This is a genomic window from Belliella filtrata (genome assembly GCF_022549775.1).
Classification (GTDB): Bacteria; Bacteroidota; Bacteroidia; order Cytophagales; family Cyclobacteriaceae; genus Belliella; species Belliella filtrata.
The window spans coordinates 1-22,252 of the sequence record NZ_JAKZGP010000070.1; the positions used below are offsets into that span (position 1 = coordinate 1).

At 35.6% G+C, this 22,252-nt stretch carries 19 protein-coding genes and 1 pseudogene; 16 read left to right on the top strand and 4 right to left on the bottom strand.

The window, feature by feature from the left end:
• Nucleotides 1-297 precede the first annotated feature (297 nt).
• Both MM239_RS18125 and MM239_RS18130 read left to right on the top strand, forming a co-directional pair.
• A complete protein-coding gene (locus tag MM239_RS18125) occupies nt 298-1,020 on the top strand; it encodes a hypothetical protein (protein WP_241349665.1) in 723 nt (240 codons plus the stop codon).
• Nucleotides 1,021-1,168: 148 nt separating this feature from the next.
• Nucleotides 1,169-1,891 carry a hypothetical protein gene (locus MM239_RS18130; RefSeq protein WP_241349666.1) on the top strand — a complete coding sequence of 241 codons (723 nt, stop codon included), beginning with the start codon at nt 1,169-1,171 and terminating at the stop codon, nt 1,889-1,891.
• Between the two features lie 76 nt (nt 1,892-1,967).
• Here MM239_RS18130 and MM239_RS18135 read toward each other — a convergent pair whose 3' ends face one another.
• The gene (locus MM239_RS18135) at nt 1,968-3,131 is read right to left on the bottom strand and encodes a helix-turn-helix domain-containing protein (RefSeq protein WP_241349667.1); all 1,164 of its coding nucleotides are present in this window, start codon (nt 3,129-3,131) and stop codon (nt 1,968-1,970) included.
• A gap of 213 nt (nt 3,132-3,344) precedes the next feature.
• On the opposite strand from MM239_RS18135, the gene MM239_RS18140 reads away from it, so the two are divergent.
• Nucleotides 3,345-5,696 (top strand): TonB-dependent receptor, encoded by a 2,352-nt coding sequence (locus MM239_RS18140; protein ID WP_241349668.1) that lies wholly within the window; start codon nt 3,345-3,347, stop codon nt 5,694-5,696.
• A gap of 5 nt (nt 5,697-5,701) precedes the next feature.
• Nucleotides 5,702-6,541, top strand: coding sequence for a DUF4249 domain-containing protein (locus MM239_RS18145; protein ID WP_241349669.1), 840 nt, complete (start codon nt 5,702-5,704; stop codon nt 6,539-6,541).
• Nucleotides 6,542-6,742: 201 nt separating this feature from the next.
• Here MM239_RS18145 and MM239_RS18150 read toward each other — a convergent pair whose 3' ends face one another.
• A complete protein-coding gene (locus tag MM239_RS18150) occupies nt 6,743-7,906 on the bottom strand; it encodes a helix-turn-helix domain-containing protein (RefSeq protein ID WP_241349670.1) in 1,164 nt (387 codons plus the stop codon).
• Between the two features lie 267 nt (nt 7,907-8,173).
• On the opposite strand from MM239_RS18150, the gene MM239_RS18155 reads away from it, so the two are divergent.
• The 11 genes from MM239_RS18155 (at nt 8,174) to MM239_RS18205 (ending at nt 19,681) form a co-directional block, all read left to right on the top strand.
• Entirely contained in the window at nt 8,174-9,478 is a 1,305-nt protein-coding gene (locus tag MM239_RS18155; protein ID WP_241349676.1) for an amidohydrolase family protein, read from the top strand.
• A gap of 35 nt (nt 9,479-9,513) precedes the next feature.
• Nucleotides 9,514-9,858 (top strand): GNAT family N-acetyltransferase, encoded by a 345-nt coding sequence (locus MM239_RS18160; protein WP_241349678.1) that lies wholly within the window; start codon nt 9,514-9,516, stop codon nt 9,856-9,858.
• 30 nt (nt 9,859-9,888) lie between these two features.
• The gene (locus tag MM239_RS18165; protein WP_241349680.1) at nt 9,889-10,056 is read left to right on the top strand and encodes a GNAT family N-acetyltransferase; all 168 of its coding nucleotides are present in this window, start codon (nt 9,889-9,891) and stop codon (nt 10,054-10,056) included.
• A 17-nt stretch (nt 10,057-10,073) separates the two neighbouring features.
• Nucleotides 10,074-10,514, top strand: coding sequence for a carboxymuconolactone decarboxylase family protein (locus MM239_RS18170; protein ID WP_241349682.1), 441 nt, complete (start codon nt 10,074-10,076; stop codon nt 10,512-10,514).
• A 223-nt stretch (nt 10,515-10,737) separates the two neighbouring features.
• Nucleotides 10,738-11,586 (top strand): CPBP family intramembrane glutamic endopeptidase, encoded by an 849-nt coding sequence (locus tag MM239_RS18175; protein ID WP_241349683.1) that lies wholly within the window; start codon nt 10,738-10,740, stop codon nt 11,584-11,586.
• Between the two features lie 21 nt (nt 11,587-11,607).
• On the top strand, nt 11,608-12,789 hold the full coding sequence (locus MM239_RS18180) for a PQQ-binding-like beta-propeller repeat protein (protein WP_241349685.1): 1,182 nt from the start codon (nt 11,608-11,610) through the stop codon (nt 12,787-12,789).
• Between the two features lie 20 nt (nt 12,790-12,809).
• The gene (locus MM239_RS18185) at nt 12,810-13,625 is read left to right on the top strand and encodes a hypothetical protein (protein WP_241349687.1); all 816 of its coding nucleotides are present in this window, start codon (nt 12,810-12,812) and stop codon (nt 13,623-13,625) included.
• Between the two features lie 2 nt (nt 13,626-13,627).
• A complete protein-coding gene (locus MM239_RS18190; protein ID WP_241349689.1) occupies nt 13,628-14,692 on the top strand; it encodes a serine hydrolase domain-containing protein in 1,065 nt (354 codons plus the stop codon).
• A gap of 203 nt (nt 14,693-14,895) precedes the next feature.
• Complete coding sequence (locus MM239_RS18195) at nt 14,896-17,340, top strand: outer membrane beta-barrel protein (protein ID WP_241349691.1); 2,445 nt, start codon at nt 14,896-14,898, stop codon at nt 17,338-17,340.
• A 595-nt stretch (nt 17,341-17,935) separates the two neighbouring features.
• On the top strand, nt 17,936-18,409 hold the full coding sequence (locus MM239_RS18200; protein WP_241349693.1) for a GNAT family N-acetyltransferase: 474 nt from the start codon (nt 17,936-17,938) through the stop codon (nt 18,407-18,409).
• A 165-nt stretch (nt 18,410-18,574) separates the two neighbouring features.
• The gene (locus MM239_RS18205; RefSeq protein WP_241349694.1) at nt 18,575-19,681 is read left to right on the top strand and encodes an acyltransferase family protein; all 1,107 of its coding nucleotides are present in this window, start codon (nt 18,575-18,577) and stop codon (nt 19,679-19,681) included.
• A gap of 698 nt (nt 19,682-20,379) precedes the next feature.
• On the opposite strand, the gene MM239_RS18210 is transcribed toward MM239_RS18205, so the two are convergent.
• Both MM239_RS18210 and MM239_RS18215 read right to left on the bottom strand, forming a co-directional pair.
• Nucleotides 20,380-21,348, bottom strand: a complete 969-nt coding sequence (locus MM239_RS18210; RefSeq protein WP_241349696.1) for an alpha/beta hydrolase family protein — start codon at nt 21,346-21,348, stop codon at nt 20,380-20,382.
• A gap of 226 nt (nt 21,349-21,574) precedes the next feature.
• A complete protein-coding gene (locus MM239_RS18215; protein ID WP_241349697.1) occupies nt 21,575-21,958 on the bottom strand; it encodes a DUF7010 family protein in 384 nt (127 codons plus the stop codon).
• A 70-nt stretch (nt 21,959-22,028) separates the two neighbouring features.
• Between MM239_RS18215 and MM239_RS18220 the strand changes: the two are divergent.
• Nucleotides 22,029-22,252, top strand: a pseudogene (locus MM239_RS18220) (ISL3 family transposase); the annotation flags it as partial.

A 22,252-nucleotide genomic window follows, 5' to 3' on the forward strand; every position in this document is an offset into this window, starting at 1 on the left:
AAACACAAAAACTGGTTTAATTAAAAAAAAGAATTCCCTGGAAACAGGGTCATGGGAATCCTATGTCTATTTTCTAAAGCAAATTGATCAAACTACTTCAATTATTTAAAATCGGAATTGCTGTCAAATTAAGGTTACAGAAGATTTTATTTCTTTTTTTAACATTAATAAATGTTTTACAAGTTTTTGGTCAAGAAAATAAATATTTGTTCACAGGGGATTTATAACTATCAGGTAGGAATAAATTCCTCTCCGATGATTGGGTTAGTTAATGAAAGCTCTGAAACTTTAAAATCTATGCAGCTTGCATTAGTAAATATTTCAGATGACAGCAAAAATAGTGTTCAGATAGGTTTAGTAAACTTGGCTCATAGTCCCCATTCTGGCATCCGATTAGGCATTGTCAATAACATCATGTCTATAGAATCTGGATTGCAAATTGGCTTGGTAAATAATGCTAAATACAACCTTAAAGGAACGATTATAGGCTTATTTAATACTGGAGGCCAAAATACTGAGGGTTTTCATCTGGGCTTGGTGAATTTAACAGATAATTCATCTAAGGGTCTGCGTTTTGAGCTATTTAACCAGTCCAACAATCATGAAGGATTGATGATTGGATTGGTCAACAAAGCTGATAGTCTGAATGGTAAAGCTATCGGGTTGTTCAATTTGCTCAAACAAGATGCTTTTTTGACAATTTCAGTCAATTATCACTTTGACCAATGGGCAGAACTCCAATTCAAAAGTGGTATAGAACAGCTATATGGTATTATTTCCTATCATAAAGAGCTATACAATTTCCTGAATTCGAATGCCATTGGTTACGGCCTTGGAACCAGAATCCCATTCACCCCTGAGTTTTTAATAAGTTCTGAATTACTGTATCACAGCCAGATTAAGCCTTATTGGAAATTTGAGTCAGTCAATAACGATAAGTTTTACGCTTACATCAATTTTGTAATTCCTGTCACCAAAAAGCTAGAAATTGTTTTTGCGAAGAACATCCATTATTCCTAAAATAACCCATACTTCCAAGCAAAAGATGAAGAGTGGGCTTGGAGAGAAAAACCAACTATAATATGGCTAAGTGGTCATGTTGGAACAACAATCCGCCTTTAAGAATAGCATTTAAAAACTACAATAGTTACCCTACAAACCAACCACAATGAAAACCAAAAATGAATATTTGTTACTATTATTACTGAATTTTACCTGCTATTCCTGTGAGCTTTTTGAAAAAAATGAAAAATATGAACTATTGATCTTTGATGATTTTTCTGAACAGCAATTAAATTGGGAATCCATCAATGCTGATTACAATTATTTTCAGGAAGATTTCATGGCATTTAAATTTATAAAGACCAGTCTTCCAGAACCCTTACCTACCAATGAAACTGCATTAATGTTATCAAGCTTTAATGTATCTGATGATGTATTTATGGGTGCAAAAAGAAAGGTTGGGGGGTTGAAAAAAAATCAACATTATCACATTATTTACGAAATTACTTTTGCTTCGAATGAGCCCGAAGGACGTGTAGGAAGTGGAGGATCTCCTGCTGAATCAGTATGGATCAAAGCTGGAGCAACTAACTTTGAGCCTTTATCAATTTCTTCTGGTGAAGGGGTGAAAAATGATTTTATGATTTTGAACTTTGATAAAGGCAATCAATCTGTGGAAGGGGAAAATATGGAAATTATTAGTGATTTCAGAAATGGAACAAGAGATATACTCAACTATAGACTAGTTGATCATAAAAGTAAGCGGGGAACCAACGTAACTGCTAATGATAATGGAGAAGTCTGGTTGATTTTTGGAACAGAGTCAGGGTTTGAGTCAACTACAACCATTTTCTTCAAGGATGTCAAAATATTTTTCAAACCCATTTAATCAATGCTATAAAAAGCGTAATAGTCAGTTTTAATAAATTCTAGCAAAATAAATATCTACCATATCAAGATAATTATCAATTCTGATTTGCTTTCGCTGTTTGCTTATATTCACTAGGAGTCATTCCTGTGAATTTTTTAAACGCTATATTAAATGCCGTTTTGGAGCTAAACCCAGCCTCAAAGGCAATCCCAATCATGGACAAATGGTTGAGGTTTTCATCCAATATTAATTTTTTAGCCTCCTCTACCCTGAAGCCATTGACAAGATCAAAAAAGTTTTTGCCTAAGCTGCTATTAATAGCCTGGGAAATCAAATATGGTTGAATATGAAGTCTTTCCGCCAGGTCTTTTACAGACAGGCCTTCTTGCAAAAATATTTTATCCTCGTCCATTGCTTGGGCTATCTGAAAAGCAATTTTCTGAAGCTCATCTGAAACTTCTTTGCTCTTCTTCTCTTCCTGGAAAACGGTATCTTGTTCTAAGTCTTGAACCATTCTTAGTTGATAAATCTGAGGGTTCAATTTCCCTTTGATGGTCAAAAAATACATAAAAGCTGTACTGAGTATAGCGTTAAGAATCCCATGATAAGGAATGTACCAATCAAAAATCCCGAATATGATATGGAAGGAAAGATAATCAGTGAGCTCTAACAAGAATTTTCCATAGAAAATGAATTTAACCCATTTAACCCCTATTTGATGCAAATCTGAGAAGTTTTGCTCTGCTTTTCTTTGGTAATTTTTTATCGTCTTTGAAGTCAACCAAAAGTAAAAAACCATAGACAAAAGCAACCAGATCATGAAAATAATTTCGAAAGTCGAACCAAAAAACTGGTAGAAATTCACCCCAGTTTCCATTACAATAGGGATTTTAAATAATACCAGTCCTCTGATCCAAGCAATATCTATAAATATCAAAACCAAATGATACCATTCCTTTTTCCAATTTATCTGTTCATATAGACTCTTGATGTACAAATAGAGAAGACTAAATACAGCTAGTCGAGGACTGTAAACAATCCATGCTAAATCGGCAGTAACCCATTCTGCAATCCGGATAGCAATCAATAAATAGGCTTGAACAAGTAGGAAAAAAAACAAAATCCTGTTAGAGGCTCTATGCTTTAAAGGATAAAATAAGACGATTACTGCAAGAAAGAAACCTTGAATCGCACCTACGATACTGACTAGAACTTTAAAATTCGGAAACAGTGAAGAAAAGAGCTGGGCTAAATCCATAATTCGAACACTTACTTAATTGATAAGCAAGATACTCACTTCAAGTCTGATTTACTGCATTTTTTATCATGTTCAGCTTTCAGAAGCTGAACTTTTGAAAACTTGAACGAACCTACCTTTGACCCATCAAAAAATAGGCTTTATCAATTCGAAATCCTAAAAAATAGGCAACTAACTATAAAAACAAGAAAATCAACTAAACCAACTATTAATATGCAGTTTTCAGATTTACCATTCAAACAATTGATCTGTGTTTTATGCGCTTACCTCATGCTTACAGGTATCGTACTAGCACAGGAAGAAAAAGCGGTCCTTAGTGGATATGTAAGGGACTCCTCTACAGGTGAGGATTTGATCGGAGCAACCATTATGGTACCGGGTACAGGGATTGGGGTTATCAGTAATCATTACGGCTATTTTTCACTCAATTTAAACGAGTCCATTACTCAGGTACAAATTTCATTTATTGGCTATGAAACTAAACTGGTGCCTGTAAATATGAATCAGGATAGGAATGTGGTAGTCCAACTTGAGCCAGAAGGAATTGCCATGCAAACAGTAGTAGTTTCTGCTGAAACCAGCGAAGCTGATCGCTTTCAAGAAATAGGAATGAGTGTGGAGCGGATCTCAATTACACAGCTCCAGAAAATGCCCAAACTTTTTGGGGAAGTGGATCTAATCCGAAACATCACGCTGATGCCAGGCATTTCAACCATAGGTGAAGGGACATCTGGCTTCAATGTAAGGGGCGGTGGTGCAGATGAGAACCTCATCCTTTTAGATGAAGCCCCAGTATATAATGCAGCCCACGTTATGGGATTTTTTTCTGTCTTTAACCCAGATGCAATCAAAGATGCCAAAATCTATAAAGGTGGATTACCTGCTCAATATGGTGGAAGGCTATCCTCTGTTTTAGATGTCAGGCAATTGGATGGAAATAAAAATAAATTGGAAGTATATGGTGGAATAGGAAACCTCAGCAGTCGAGTAGCTCTAAGTGGGCCAATTCAAAAAGGTAAAACTTCTTTTCTATTAGCTGGAAGAAGATCTTATTTAGATCAATTTGCAAGGTTTTCCAACAATGAGGATACAAGGAACTCTGGAATATATTTCTATGATCTGAATGCCAAAATCAATCATGTCATTTCAGAAAAAGACAAGCTATACTTCTCCTATTATCTAGGTAAAGACCATATGAAACTGGCAGATATGTTCAAGACTCAATGGGGCAACAGCACGACAAGTTTCAGGTGGAACCACATTTTTAATCCGAGGTTATTTTCAAACCTAACAGTACTCAGTAGCAGGTATGACTATACAATTGGCGTTTATGATGGGGCTAATGCATTTGAATGGAAGTCGACTATTGGGAACCTAGCGTTAAAATATGACATGACATTCTTTTTATCTCCTAACACAACTTTAGATTTTGGATTACACGCTGCTCAACAAGGGTTTGAACCAGGAGTAGTAAATCCTACTGGTCCTGAATCAGGTATCAATCCAATGCAAATGCCTGAAGAAAAGGCTTTGGAATCAGCACTGTATATTTCAGTAGATCAAAAACTATCTGAGAAATTGAAAGTCCAAGCTGGATTGAGGATGGCTGATTTCAGAAGACTTGGAGGCACACAATATGTGTATGAGAATGGGATATTCGATAGAGAGGCAATCATCGATACGTTGAATTTTGGTAAATGGGGACAGATGGCCAGTTTCCTTAGGCTTGAGCCAAGATTAAATTTGAGCTATCAAATGGATAAGAATACCATACTAAAAGCGAGTTACCATCATACCAATCAATTTGTACAGTTGGTATCCAATACTTCTGCACCCTCTCCTATAGATATTTGGAAACCTGCAAACAATTATATACAACCATCTCAGGTTCATCAAATCGCTCTAGGAATGGTAAAATCTTCTGCATCGAAAAACTATGAATTTTTAGTGGAAGGTTTTTATAAAAACTACTCCCATATCAATGAATTCAAAAACGGTGCTCAGCTTACCTTTAACAGAACACTAGAAACGGAAATTCTGGAAGGGATCGGAAGAGCTTATGGTATTGAATTATCAGCAGAAAAAAAGCAAGGGAAATTAACTGGTAGAGTTTCCTACACCCTATCAAAATCCGAGAGGAAAGTGGAAGGAATCAATAGTGGAGATTGGTATAATGCAAATTTTGACAAACCTCATGATCTAAGTGCCTTTGCTGTTTTTGAATTAAACAAAAAATGGGATTTCTCCGCCAATTTCGTCTATGCCACGGGAAGGCCTCTTACGATGGTTGTAGGAAGATACGAGCATCAGGGAAGAACTTTCCCCATCATGGGGGATAGAAATGCACACAGAATTCCAGATTACCACAGGTTGGATATCTCAGCAAATCTCCATCCAGAGGGCAAAAGAGGCTCTTGGAGTTTTGGATTATACAATGCCTACGCACGAAGAAATCCTTACTCCATATTTTTCAGACCTAATGAAAACGGAAATGGTACCGAAGCTGTACGGTTATCCATCTTAGGTTCTGTAATGCCCAGTGTAACATATAACTTTAAATTCTAATTGAAATGAAAAAACATAACATCATCGTTTTAATCTCCCTATTGATCTTAACTGTGTCATGTGTGGATGTAATTGATATGCAAATCAATGATTACGAACCTTATGTAGTCATAGATGGAGAAATCCAGGATATTTCTGAGAATCAAGAAATCAAAATTTCAATCTCTCAACCATACCTTAAAGAAGGTGAAATTTGGGTTTCAGGAGCTGAAATTGAGTTGTTCGAGAATGGAAATTCGCTCGGTTTTTATAAAGAAGTTAAAGCAGGTACTTATATGATCACCTTAGTACCTACTTATGGAAATAAGTATCATATTGAAATCACATTACCTGAACTTACAAACTTTCTGGAGTTTTCATACCAAAAAATCATAAGTATTCCTGAATTGTTTAAAGAAGTTACTCCTATAGAGAGCATTGGATATGAATTCAGACAAGAAAAAGCAGGTGTAATGGAAGAAGGTTATTATGTGTTCATTGATACCTTTGATCCAGTTGGTTTGGGGGATTTCTACCAGTGGAAACTCGAAAAAAATGGAAAATTATTCAATCTTCCTTCTGAATTGACCCTGCTTTCCGATGAACTTGTTGATGGTAACCAACTTCATGACTTATTTTTCTTTGAAAGGTTTGATAAAGGCGATACAGTTACCGTTTATCAATCTTCATTAAGCAAGAATTATTATAAATTTCTTGAAGCCGTATATACCCTAGCAGTATCCCAAGGAGGCTTATTCGAAATCCCTGGATATAACCCTACTCCAAATCTAAAAGCAGAAATTCCTATAATAGGTTATTTTAATGCATCCTCATATAGTAAGGCTACTGTTATCATAGAGGAGTAAAGCCAATCATACGGTGAACCTACATCAATATCGAAAAGGGCCTTTTTTTTATAAAGGCGCCTTTTTGATATTTTTGTTGTTAGAGGATTTACTCATAAAAAGCAGTTCAAATCATTATCTAAAAAATCTAATTCACAAAAGGTATCATTTATTCGCCTTTTGACCCCCTTTCTTTCTTCTCTCCCCCTTCAATTAACTCAACTATGCTAGCTTTTTAAACTCACTAGGCGTCATCCCTGTGTGTTTTTTAAAGGCTGTATTAAAGGCTGTTTTGGAACTAAAACCTGATTCAAACCCAATTCCAATCATGGACAAGTGATTGTATTTATCATCCAAAATCATACTTTTTGCTTCCTCCACCCTGTAGCTATTCACTAACTCAAAGAAGTTTTTACCCAGAGCTAAGTTGATTGACTGGGAAACCATATACAACTGAACTCCAAGCTCATCTGCAACTTGTTTGATACTCAAACCTTCTTCTTTGTATAATTTTTGATCTTCCATAAGCCTGAGAACATTTTGAGCTATCAACTGATGATCTTCAGTCAATTCCTTTTCTGGTTTTTGCACAGATTCTACCAAACCCGAGTTAGCAAGTTCTTTAGGTTTTGTCTGAATCAATCTGAGCTGATAAATTCGAGGATTCAATTTCCCTTTGATGGTAATAAAATAAAGGAAACCTGTGTAAATGACTACATTAACAATTCCATTATAAGGTTTGTACCAATCTACAAACGTAAAGGCCACAAAAATCAATAGGTAATCCACCAAACCAATCAAATATCTACCAAAAAATATTTGTTTTGCCCACTTCACTCCTACAACATTCAAATCAGAGAAATTCTGCTCCGCCTTTTTTATGTATTTAATCAATTCCTTGTAGGTTAAAAAAAAGTAAAGCGCCATGGTACCAAACAACCAAATAATACTTAGGATTTCCAATGTGGAACCAAAAAACTGGTAGACATAGCCATCAGTTTCTAAAGCTTTTGAAACTTTAAAAAGGGCAATGGCTCGAATTCTTAAAATATCAATTATCCATAAAACAAGGTGATACCATTGCCTCTTCCAATTGATTTGAGTATAAAGACTTTTTACATAAAACAAAAGAAAAATATATACCAGAAGTCTAAGGCTATAAATAATCCAGCTAATATCTGAGGGCACCCACTCTACAATCCTTGAGGCGACCAATAAATAGGCTTGAACAAAAATAAATAGACTCAACAATCGATTAGATGTACTATGCTCTTGAGGGTAAAACAAAACCACAACAGCCAAAATAAAGCCTTGGATAGCTCCTAAAAAGCTGAACAAAACTTTAAAATTCTGTGCCATCCAATCTGTAAACTCAGTTAAGCTCATATATTAAGTGTTGAAAATCCAAAATTAGGTATGCCTACAATTATTCCAAATAAAATATGATTTACCAGACAATGTTTTAACCACCATTTAACCCAATATTTAAAAATCAATCTTTGATAAATTTTAATTTATCTATCATCTTCATGTATTTTCTTGCTTGAAATTATAGGCATCAAAAATTACTAGTCTTTAATAGGACGACTTTTCAAATCCGAACGTCCAATTGAATACCTCATGGTAGCTTTCCATCAAAAATCAAGATAGTTTATGCCTACATTTCGAAAATTTGCTTATTTCTTTTTATCCTTTACCTTGCCCCTTTGTTTAAATGGACAAACCTATTTTATTCAAAACATCAATGTTATTAATGTAGAATCAGGAAAAATCAATACTAATTATGATGTTATCATTGGGAATGGGAAAATTAAAAAAATCGGGCCAGAGCTACCCAAAAATGAATTTCCAATTGATAACATTATTGACGGCACAGACAAATTTTTGATTCCCGGACTATTTGATATGCATGCCCATTTAGGTCCTAACAGTTGGTTAAAAATGTATCTTCATTATGGAGTAACTGGAGTTCGAATCATGGCTGGAAGCGATTACCTTTTAAACCTTAAGGATAGTCTTTCCTTTGTAATCCAACCAAACCCGTCTTTGTATATTAGTTCCAGTCTTATTGATGGTACGCCCCCGCTTTGGGGAGATCAACATACAGGACCAATAATTGAAAACGACACTGAAATCAATCCTTTACTTGATAACTTTGTTAACAAGGGCTACAAAGAATTAAAAATCTATAATCGAATACCACCGGAAAAATACCTGCAAATCCTTGATTATGCGCAAAAGAATAACCTGAGGGTGAGCGGTCATATCCCTTACAACCTACCACAACAAAATTTCCCGGATCCGAGACACCATTCTATTGAACACCTGGATGGCTTTGTACAATTTGCCAAACAGAATGCCTTTAAATGGAATAGTCTAGGAGAGGAAGAAATACAAAGAACTTCCTTGTATAAGGACTTAACGATTGAAGACTTTGAAGAAGTAAGTAACAGAATCAAATCAAATGGAATTTGGATCTGCCCTACCCTAAGTTTATATGGAAATCTCGGAAATGAGCGTATCAAGGTGCAAGTCACCCAAAATAAATTCAAGGAAGAACTAATTGGCATCTTTGGGTTTTGGAGGACGCTAGAGCGCTTAAAAGAGGAGTTTCTCCTCAAATATACTATCCATTCCAATATTTTAACGGCATATTTCTTAGACTATTCAGATCGCATTCTCGCAGGAACTGATAGTCCGAACCCTTACAATCCTCCAGGACAGGCCCTTCACTTTGAATTAATACATCTATCAAAAGCAGGGTTTTCCAACGCTCAGATTTTAAAAATTGCCACCTTAAATGCTGCATATTATTTGAATCTTGAAAGTGAATTAGGCACAATTGAGGAAGGAAAAATTGCAGATATGGTACTTTTGAATCAAAATCCTTTAGAGGATATTCAGGCTACACAAAACATCTATCAGGTTTTCAAAAATGGGAAGCTAGTATATGATTAATCTTAACACAATATTTAATTCACCATAGCTTCAACATGATAAAAAGTCTTCTATGTGTTTCTTGGCAACTTAGTCCAATAAAAGAAAGTGATCAAAAAGCTTTATTTCGAGTACTTGATGAAAATAGAATTTATTTAAATAAATGGCTGCCTTTTGTATCAACCATCAAAACTGAAGAAGATCTCGATTCTTTCATTGATTTTGTGACCGAGGCGAAAGAAGTTAAATGTTCACCTGTTTTTTTAATCAAATCCAATGATAAAATCATAGGATTGATTGGGTTCAAAAACACCAATTTAGCGTTGAAGGAAACAGAAATTGGCTACTGGATCATAGAAAATATGCAAGGTTTAGGAATCATCACATCAGCTTTAATATAGCTTTTGAAATTTGCATTTCTTAAAATGGAAATGCACAGGGTAATCATCAAATGTGGGCATGAAAATTTCCCTAGCAGAAAAATCCCTGAAAAATTAGGATTCAAACTAAGTCAAATTGAATCCAAGGGTGAACAAATGGCAAACGGGGAATGGGTAGATCTTATCCATTATATCCTTAAAAGAGAAGAATATCAATAAATCAAAACACAGTTAAAATGAAAACAAGAATTCCTTTTTCAGAAAATGGCACCACCCCTTTTCAAAAATTAATTGGTCATAATCCAGAAGTGCTTTTTCAATGGAATGCTTTAGGGGATGTTTTTTATTCAAAATTATCCCTTGACCAAGGACTAATCGAACAAGTAAGAAGGGCACTTGCCTTTGAGAATGGTTGTGAATATTGCATGGCATTAGCAGGTAAGCCAGATTTTAATCCAGAAGATGAAAAAATAAAAATGGCAGTAGCTTTCGCAGAAATGTTTGCCATGGATCATAAATCCATTTTGGATACCCATTTCCAGCACTTAAAAAACTATTTTTCTGACATACAAATATCAGAATTATGCGCTTTCATCAGTTTTATTACTGCTAGCCATAAAATTGGTCATATTTTCAATCTTACCAGAGATTTTCAGACCAGTAATTCCTCAGACTAAATCCAATTATTAATGGAAAAACCTATGCATTATCCGCCATTTGAAAACTTTAAAAAGAGGGTATAAAACCAAATCTCTAAATCTATAATAGCAAAAAGCACTGATAAGAAACCAGTGCTTTTTTTTATTAAGATGGCTAAAGTGGTACCACTTTTTAAAAACGAACTTCAGAACTGAAAAATCCCCAGATATTTGAGCATCTGAAAATCAAAACTACTGCGGCATGAAGAAGGTGGCCAATAACCACAACTTATTCATTTTCATTGTCATTTCCCTACTAATCGGTTGGGCAGGAGTTGGTATAGATTCAATTTTACCTGCTCAGGAAGGTGATGAAAGTTTGGGAATGGCCATTTGGCTGGTTTTCCCCTTATTGACGGTCATTGTACTAAGGACATTTATGGGTGAGGGATGGAAAGATGCTGGCCTCCTTCCTAATTTTAAAGGAAATGGACAATGGTATTTCATCGCCTTAATTATTTATCCTCTAGTAACAGCAATCAGTCTAGGAATTGGCAAACTAACAGGTTGGATTGATTTCAGTGTATTTGAATTCCAACCCTTTGTGACTATTTTCTGGACTTTGCTGGGAATAAATATCATCAAAAATATATTCGAAGAATCTGTGTGGAGAGGCTATCTGACCGTAAAACTGGTCAAGCTAAAACTTTCTGATCTCCAACTTTACCTGATCATTGGTTTGGTATGGGGACTTTGGCATGCCCCCTATTACATGGTTTTTCTACCAGAGGGTGATATTCAAACTGTGCTTCCATTAGGATACATCCCATTTACCATCATTGCAGTGATAAGTATAATTGTTTGGACAGTGATGTTTACCGAAATCTACCGCATAACAAATTCCATTTGGCCAGTAATTTTAATGCATGCCGTGGAAGATGCCTTGATCAATCACCTGGTCATCGATGGACATATTCTTATTGAAAATGGATTTCAAATCTGGATCTCTCCTATCTGTGGGATTATTCCTAACCTGCTTTATTTACTGATTGGACTTTGGCTGAGAAGGAAGCGGATAAAAATATGCATTACCCATTTAAAGATAAACTAACCAAAAATAACCACAATTAATATGAAAAAACTAAACCAACTATTTGCTCTTTTCCTGCTCCTTATTTCAATTCCATCCTATTCACAAAGAAGGGTCTGGGAGCAGGGTACAGGAGCTGCTATTCATGCAAGCCCATTAATAGATAATGAGTACCTGTTTGTAGGAAATGCTCAGGGAATTTTCTTCAAACTTGATCAAAATACCGGTGAAGTTATCTGGAAATATAACAGCAAAGCCCCAATCTTTGCAGATGCAGCTGTTTGGAATGATCTTGTACTTTTTTCCAATGAAAAGGGAAATTTATTTGCTTTAAAAAAGGACTCTGGTAAACTAGAATGGGTAGTAAGTGGAAATCCTACTCAAGCCATTGACCTTTGGGATTATTACCGTGCTGGACCTGTGGCAGGAAAGGATAAAGTTTACTGGGGTACGGAAGATGGAGGTTTAGTAGCTCTTGAACCAAATACTGGTAAAATAATATGGAATTTCCCTACCAATGGAGCTATTCATATGAGTCCGGTTTTGGAAGGTAATATGGTTGTGGTGGGAAATTTTAAAGGGAAGGTCTTTGCCGTTGATGCTGACAATGGAAAGCAAATCTGGAGTTTTCAAGCAAATGGTTCTGAATATTTTCCTAATGCCGAATTCCATAAATCACCGACTGTAATCGATGGAAAAGTTTACTTAGGTTCTAGAGATACACAGCTCTATGTTTTGGATATAGAATCAGGGAAAAAAAATTATGAATACACTGAAGCAGGGGGAAGTTGGATTATTGCAAGTCCTTTAGTATTTCAAGAAAAGATGTTTTTTGGGAGCTCAGATACTTACAAGTTTTATGCATTGGACAGGAATACTGGAGAAGAGATTTGGAGCATCCGAACATATACTAGGTCCTATGCAACTCCACTTCCCTATCAAAATACTGTTTTGATGGCGGGATTTGACGGAAAAATAAGAGCCTATGAATTATCAACTGGAGAACAAATTTGGGAATTTCAGACATCTACAAGTAAAGACAACTTTAGCAAGTTATATACCCCAGAGGGTAAATTCAGAAATGACTTAACGATTCATTCAGCAGAAGAGGGTGAAAAATTACTAAACAACTTAGGGCCAATCGTGAGTACTCCGGTATTAAATCAAAATTTGCTCTTTTTCACAAGTTTGGATGGGAAAGTCTATGCAATCAAATTACCTTGACATACCCAAGAACTCTAGTCATGAAAATAAATTGGGGGTCAAAAATTTGGATTGAAAATTTCCGCCTATGCTGTATTACCTTTTTAATCATCATCCAAAGTCCTTGCTATGGTCAAAATTTGTTGGCGGATCATAAAAGTAGACAGGTAAATTTTCTCAGTGGTTACATCCAACAAAAGGAATTGAACTTGATGCCTAAGGTCCATTCAGGTTTTCAGTATGTATTAGAATATCAAGTCGATAGCGAAATGAAATACCTTCGCAGATTTCGTGCAAGATTCGGGGTTTCTCCTTTAACAACACCTTGGGAGACTAGCGGATTTTCGGCAAACCTAGAGATCCAAGCAAGCTATTTTCAATTTATTCAAATCCTTAACACACAGAATTGGAAGGTTTGGACTGGGCCATTTGGCAGACTAACGTACAATACCAGTTTTTATCCAAATTGGGATGAAAGCCATTTGTATTGGGCCAATCAGATGCAAACAGGGCTTGCTTCAAGATCAGTATATAAGCTTCAAGGTCAAACTAGGAGTTTATTTTGGGATTTTAATCTACCCGTATTGGGTTTATTGAGCCGACCAAACATTGAAAGGAATTACAAAATCAATGATTTTTCCTTTGGAGGTATAGTTCAGGTCATGCATTATCAGCCCCAGATCATAGGATTGATCAATAACTTCCAGGTGCATAGTAGGATTGGATTCATATTCCCAATAACTCAGAAGAAGCAAGCTCAAGTGGGGTATCATTTGGATCATATGCAGGTATTTACCAAGTACTCCAATCAGTTTATTCAATCTTCCCATCAGATGTTCTTCGGAATCAACTTATGAACATGAAATCGCTCATAGGAATAATACTTGTATTATTGCTTGGTTCCTGTCTTTCGGAAGAGCCCTTCAAAAAGCAATTTCAAACTTTTGTGCCTCAGGAATTGGACGATGGCTGGGAACTCAGTTCTCCTGAAGAACAATCAATGAATAGTCAATTATTGAAAAGAGCCTTCGAGCTAGTGTATAGAGAAGAAAGGTATGTAATGGCCAGAAGCCTTCTGGTATTTAGGAATGGAAAATTGATCGCTGAGGCCTATCCCAATGATCCAGATGATGCACATAAAATTGCCAATATTCAATCCTGTACCAAATCCATTACCTCAATATTGGTGGGAGTAGCTATGGAAAAAGGCATGGTAGAAAACCTTGATATCAGATTTTATGATTTGTTTCCTGAATTGTTTGATGATAAGCTAACAAAAAGGCATATACGCATAAAGGATGCCTTAAGCATGCAGACTGGATTAGAATTTGACAATGACAAACATACCCTTCAGCTTTATCAGAAAAAAAATAATTCAATTCAATGGATGTTGTCAAAAAGCCTCTTGTATCCTCCTGGAAGTTATATGAATTACAATGATGGGGCACCCCATATGGTCTCTAAAACTATAGAAACACTTACCATGCAACCAGCGGCATCCTTTGCTGAAAAATTCCTCTTTGAACCATTGGGTATTAAAGATTGGATGTGGGAGTCCTCCAGCGATGGGGTTACTTATGGAGCATTCAGCTTATTTCTTACACCAAGAGACTTGGGTAAAATCGGTCAATTGGTACTTCAAAATGGAATCTGGGGCAAACAACAAATCATTTCTTCTAAGTATATGGAGGAAGCCACCTCAATTCAAGCTATTTCTGGACATAAAAATCAACCTTATGGCTACTATTTTTGGTTATATCCTGAATGGAATGCATTTGCAGCCTTGGGACACGGTGGTCAGTTTCTGCTGATGGTGCCTGATAAAAATCTGGTTGTGGTATATACTGCTTGGCCTTATACACATCATCAACTTTGGGATCATGAAAGGGAATTGATGGAGTTGATTATCCAAAGTTGTACATAAGTTTCTTATATTTTCCCTAACCAGTAAAATTCTCAGCTAACTGTTTTCCAAGACTTATCCTCCATTTTTCTCCTGCATTCTGTCATGCCGAAGTTCCGATTTATAAAGCCGAACACCTTTAGCCAATCCCATAAGTGCGGATTCCTCAATTGGAACAGCCAACTGATGGCCCTCCCCTAGTTTTGCATCAAATGACAAAAACCATGAATACAAAAACTATCGTTTGGCTTTTTATTTCTGTGATGGGCATAGCGCAGGCTATAGCTGAAAGAAAAGGCTTAGAAGGAAACTTTTCATATGATAATGTAAAGTATTGGGGAAAGGTAAAGGATAACCAAGGGGAGCCCCTTCCATTTGCCAATGTGGTCTTGCTACATTCAGAAAGCAGGTTGATATTAGTAGGTGCTGTGACAGATTTTGATGGCAACTTTGAAATGGTTACTTCGACTGAGTTTAAAGAAGCCATTTTCAAAGTATCTGCCATTGGTTTTGACAGTTATGAGGAGGTAGTGAAGTCTTCACAAAAAAACTTGGGCACCATTTTGCTTAAGGAAGAAATCTCTACTTTAGAGGAGGTTACTGTAAAAGCTTCTAGGCCTGAGATCACAGTTTTCGAGGATAAAACCTTAGTGAATGTTGAAGGTTCTGCCATGGCAGAAGGAAGCAATGCCCTTCAAATAATCGGCAGGTCTCCAGGAGTTTTTATTGACAATGACAACCGTATCCAGCTCAATGGTAAAAGTGGTGTCTTGGTTATGATTGATGACAAACAGACCTATATGAGCCCAGGGGATTTAGCATCCTATCTTACTGGCATGCCCGCAGATAATATCAAAAGTATAGAGATCATCGCCAATCCATCAGCCAAGTTTGATGCCGAAGGCGCAGGAGGAGTTATTAATATTAGGCTAAAGAAAAATAACATGAACGGAACCCATGGAAGCATGCAAATTGGTGGGGGCTACAATGGATTACCAAATAGGCTTGTTAATACTTCACTCAACCACAAAAGTGGAAAATGGAGAAGCAGCTTGAATTTGAACTATTCTAATCAAGGCAATTTAAATACCATGCAAACGCAAAGAAACTTTGCAGGTTCAGAAAGTAGCTCCTCTTTGAATCAAGAGGCAAATACCAAAAGAACTCAAGAAAGCATGCTTGGAACAGCCTCTTTGGATTATGACATCAATGACAAACACAGTTTAGGAGGAAATCTGCAAGTCAACCATTTTAACCAACGGGACAAGATAGATGCTATGACAGATATCCAGATCAAAGGACAGCAAAACAATGATAACTTAAATACCAACAATGAAGGAAGTCAGCTAACTGACCGTGCTTTTGCCAACATCCACTATATTGGATTATTGGATACTCTGGGAACAAAATTGACAGCAGATTTAGACTATTCCATCATGGGCGCCAATAACCAAAATCAATTATCCAATGTATATACAACGGGGAAAGATGGCATCAGCAGCTCTAATATTTTGGACATGAACAATGAAATGTACTATTCTATTTTAACAACTAAAGTGGATTTTCTTCTTCCTCTACAAAATGGCTCTAGAATAGAAACAGGAATAAAAGGAAGCTGGGTAAAATCCCAAAATGACCTTACCATAGACAGAAAATTTGAAGATGAAAATGTAGAGCCTATCAGCTATCTCAACAACTTCAGATATGGTGAAAATGTATGGGCAGCATATGTCAACTATGGCGGAAGCCTAAGCAAAAAAGTAAATCTTCAGGCAGGTCTTAGGGCAGAACATACCTCACTTATAGGCAGGCAGTTGGTTACAGGGGAATTGAATTCCTCCAAATACTTGGATTGGTTTCCTTCAATATTTATTGGACAGAAAGTAAGCGATAATTATCAAATCAACTACAATATCAACAGGAGATTAACCCGTCCAAATTATAGATTCTTGAACCCAGCGGTATTTTTCTTGGATGAGCTCACACAAGAGCAAGGAAATCCAGAGCTGACTCCAATGTACGCTCATACCGCAGAAGTGTCCCAAGTATGGAAAAATGCTTATCAGTTTACCCTAGGCTACACTTATACCACAGACATTATTCAGGTTATTGCGCTTCAAGACGACCAGACAAGGGTAACCACACTTCAAATGAAAAACTTGGAAAATATGCATAATTTTTCTGCAAGAATGATTCTTCCAATTGAAATCACTCCTTGGTGGACAACAAACAACATGCTTCAAGCATTTTACAATTCATTCAATTCACAGATCGGAAACGATATGTTAGAGAACACCGCTTTTTCCATAATGGCTAGAACCCAACATAATATTACGTTGCCAGGTAATTTTAAACTGGAAATGATGGGAATGTACGTTGGACCACAGGTTCAAGGGGCCTTTAGATTTAAAGGTTTTGCTTACTTAGATGCAGGGATTTCCAAATCTTGGAGAAATGATCAATATAACTTATCAGTAACAGGTAGAGATATTTTCAGATCTCAACATTTTAGAGGAGAAATGCAGTTTGCCAATGTAGACACTAGATTTAGCCAATATTTCAGCTTGCAAGGGGTTCGATTGACATTCAGGTACAAATTTTCCAATGGTCAATCCTTCTCAGTAAGTCAAAGAAGCGGAAGTTCAGAAGAGAGAAGCAGATTGGATTAAGTCTCTTCACTATTTCTTAAACACTGAAAGTGTGTACCCTGTAGCAAAAGAATTTGGGTTCTCACAATTCAATAGAAGAAACACACCTATCACCTTGTAATTCATTTATTTATAAAAATCATGAGATTTCAATTTGAATCATCAGATATCATTCACAATAATCAAAAAGTTAAATCCATAAAATACATCATTGAAATAACTATAAATGGACCAGGAGAAGCCATGAAAAGTATTTGAACTGGAGAAAAGCATAATTCTATGGTTAAAAAGCACAGTTTGGTGGCAGCATTTACTGCACTCTTTATTACCGCTCCTCTCAAAATTAAAGAAACACACCTCAAAATGTTTCAGCGTGAATTCGGTAAAAAGGAAATTAGAAAATATATATGGCAATCTTTGCAAAAAACTTCAAATCAGATTACCTAATGCAGCATAATTAACATCTCACCGAATCCAAAACATGGTTCCGGTTATGTTGCCTTTTAAAGGATTTCATCTTGGTAAACTAACCTAAAAAACTTAAACGTCCCCCCTTTTGACATATTACTTATAAAATCAGTAGATTTCTATTTATTTGCTTTAATATTGCGAGAGAATGACTCCTATTCAAAACTTCAAAATTCAGCGATCCAATAGCACAACCAATGATTTCTTAAGCCTTGTGAAGCTATTGGATATAGATTTAGCCATTCGAGATGGTGCTGATCATTCATTTTATGCTCAGTATAACAAATTAGATAATATCAATCATATCGTAATTGCATATTCCGAACAAACTCCAGTAGGATGCGGTGCTTTTAAAGAATTTGATAAGGATAAGGTTGAAATCAAAAGAATGTATGTCCATGAGAACTATAGAAACTTGGGTATTGCTGGATTAATCCTTAATTCTTTGGAACAGTGGGCCAAAGAATTAGGATTTGTCTCAACAATATTGGAAACTGGTTTAATGCAGCCTGAAGCCATTAGACTCTATAAAAAATCAGGTTATCAGATTATACCCAATTATGGACAATACGTAGGAGTGGAAAACAGTGTTTGTTTTCAGAAAGTCTTGACAAAAGTTTGATAAAGGGAAAAGATTTAGATTGCAAAAAGCTGAGAATTACTTTTAGCGAAATTCATGGAAATCATAAAGTAATGACATTAAACAAAAGAAGGAGTTCAGGTTTACAAAACTGGACTATTGGCCTCACCCTATTGGCTAATTTCATCCTTTCAAAATGAAGAAAAAATGCGTAGACACGATTTAGATTGGCTAAGGGTAATTGTTTTCAGTATTCTAATCTTTTACCATGTTGGAATGTTCTTTGTCCCATGGGACTATCACCTCAAAAACAATATCATCTATCCGAATTTAAGATGGCCAATGCTTTTTGTGAACCAATGGAGATTGCCCATTCTTTTTGTAATTTCAGGAATGGGCACCTATTATGCATTATCCAAAAAAACTGGATTCTCCTTTATTAAAGAACGCTTATGGAGGCTTTTTATCCCTTTACTGGTTGGAATGTTAATTATTGTGCCTCCACAAGTATATTTTGAACGGCTAAGCACAATGGAGTTTTCAGGAACTTACTTTGAATTTTGGCCATCAAAAGCATTCATTGGAAGTTATCCGCAAGGAAATTTGTCTTGGCACCACCTTTGGTTCTTACCATATCTTTTAATCTTTTCGTTGGTTCTAGTGCCACTTTTCCTTTATTTAAGAGATTATAAAGAAAACCAATTTCTTAAATTAACAGAGCGTCTCGCTTCTTCCCAATTTGGGTTGTTTTGCTTGATATTTCCTTTATTTATCTTTAACTCCATTCTTGCCCCCAAATTTCCCTCTACGCACGCTTTGGTTGGAGATTGGTATAACCTTATAAATTACATGACCCTATTTTTTATTGGTTTTATATTGATTTCAGTGAAAGAGACCTTTTGGAATACGGTAATTACCAATCGTAAGATTTACTTACTTTGTGGAATTTTAGGATTTTGTGCTTTGTTGTCTATTTGGCTGTTTTTTGAGCGTTCTCTTTTAATATATTATTTAGAGTCTTTGGTAAGGGCATTCAATACATGGTCTTGGATTATGGCTATTTTTGGTTTTGCTGCTGCTAATTTAAATCAGAAAAATCCATTCTTGTCTTATGCCAACGAGGCAGTCTACCCTTTTTACATTTTGCACCAAACAGTTACAATCTCTTTGGGATATTTCTTGATGAATCTAGACTGGGGATTATTAACTAAATTCACCATAATGGTTATAGGAACTTTCGGGATTTCCTTTTTAATCTATGAATTCGGCATAAGAAGGTGGAAATTTGTCAGACCTCTTTTTGGGTTAAAATAATGGAAATATACTCAAAGCCAAAAGATGGGTTTTTAGATGTATCATCATTCAAATTTATTTAAACATTCAAAATAAGCGTTAAATGATTTTGAGGTACATGTTTGGATCAATAGATAATACTCAGTTAACAAATTGAAAATATTGAAAGCCTTGTTCCTACCGCTATCGGCTTGTAAGACTATTTCTAGGCACTTATTTCTTCTGAAAATATAGAGCACATCGAATCATTCAATGAACTATGTCTATTCTTTTTGTAAAGTTAATCTCAGGTAAAGTACGGCATATCCACGCATATTCGAATATTTCTAAAGTAAAAAAAGTTATACATCTATACAGAGGTATAACTTTTTTTGCTAGCTTAATTGTCAATTCCATGAAGGTATAAAAAATGAATGATCTCAGCCAAGAAAGACTTCATGAATAAAAATCTCTTAGACTTACAATCAATTTATCGGGTTTGGGATTTGATTATGGTAAGTATATCTGCAGAAAAATGAACTACAATAATAATGACCATTATCATCATCAAGAACAGAATTTTGGAATAAATTCTGTTAGCTTTAGCGGGTGAATTTTTTAAGTTCTTTTCCTTTTTGGAGTTTGATCCAATTATTTCTAAAACTTTAATCAGAATTAAACTAAAGGTTAAAGCCCCAAGCAAATACAAATAATACATATCTTTATTGTTATTTTAAATCTTACAAACTTGTTCTGTAGGCTAATTGGAGCTTGATCCAATCAGCCATCACATCCTTGGTATTTTCAGAAAACTTTAATTCACTCCAATCACCTTTAAAGCAAAGAGGCGATTTTTTGAAACTGTGGTTCTCATTTTCGGCAATATGGACTGAAAAGTTCTTAGGCAAACCTTGAGGGAATAATTGGTCAAGATGATCTAAACTCCAAGTAGGATTTACTAACCTGTCATTTTCTGCAAACAATAAAAGTAAAGGACGTTCAATTTTACCTATATAAGGTTGGGGATCAAACCTCTTAATCACCTTCAGTTGTTTCCATTCTTGCTGCAATGGCAGTATTGAAACAATGAAAAGGTCTCTATTTACACGTTTCTTAGCCTTTTTTAAGGCTACTTCAGGATCCATATCTTTATTGCAAATAAAACCACTTTGATAATCATTGACCAATTGATTTCTTACATCAAATGTTGGCCCAGCCATACTGATGCCTCCAGCAAAAACTTCTGGAAATTCAGCTAAGCATAATTGTACTATCCATCCACCTTGACTATGACCTACTACAAAAATTTGTTCTGGATCAATATCTGGATGATCTTTGATATGTAAGGCGGCATTTTTTCCATCAATTGCCCTTTGCAGAAAATCAGTGTTTTGCCATTTCCCACCAGACTCCCCTACCCCTCGTTTATCAAAAAAAAGAAATGCTACAGGTTCACTTTCCAAAGGAGATTTTAAAAAAAACTGAAGGAAATTCTTATAATCCGTAGCATACGAGCTACTTCCTCCTGATCCTACAAAAAATAGGATTACAGGAACCTTACCTGTACGATTATGAGGAAGCAGAAGTCTTCCTTTCAAAGTATGGCCTTCACTTTCAAAAGCTAAAGAAATTGTATCCATCTCTGAAGCCAATAGTGAAGAAAGGTTAAAGACCAATAAGCTTAATACCAACAATACCTTCTTTTTCATCTTTTTATTTCAAAAGTAGATTATAGATTCTTTAAGAGTGTTCAGGTTTAAAAAACTGAACCTATTTTATCCTATCAATCTTCAATCTCCCCTTGTGCAGAATTATCAATGTAAATATGTAAATGAGAACTATTACAAAGGGAATAGAAGTGAACCTATCATCTGGGAATAAATACCATGAACCCAATATTAACAAAGTCCTTGAAAGGGCATGAAACCAACCCACTCAATGTTGAATAATCCATGAAAAGGGTATCCACATTAAGCAAGTTAAAATTCCCACTGTTAAAGGAAGAGATGTATAATCAACCAAAAAAAAGGGAATGGCTATGGCAAAGATTATCATGGACTGTGCCATGGAAAACAAAAATAATTTATCAAAATCATTCCTAACACCCTTCTTTGAAATAAAATTCTCTCCAGTCCATTTTGCAATTAACATCCCAAGATAAACAATGCTGCCAGTTCCTAAAAAGAGTACCCAAACAGTAATCCCATCCGGTAAGTATATCCCAGAAACACCTATAATAAACCAAACCAAAAGGCCTGCTAAAGGAACTGCCAAAAACTTCCTTTGACTAAATTCTATTCTCTGTTCCTCTAAATTCAATATTTTGGGCTCTATATGAATTAAAGTGGGTAAATAGAAACTAGGTTCATGAAAGTACTAATTTTGTTTGATGAATAGTAAACAGATTTTCGAGATTGCTTTAGGCTTAGAAAAGCCATGGTTTATAAAAGAAATAATAATGACCAAGGCTGATGGTACGAATCAAGGTCAGATAGATATTTATATAGATTTCGAGAGAGGCTTCAAGTTTGCTGGAGGAAAGACTCATGATACTGTAGAAAGAAGCTGGCAACATCTTAATTTTTTTCAGCATAGATGTTTTTTACATGCTCG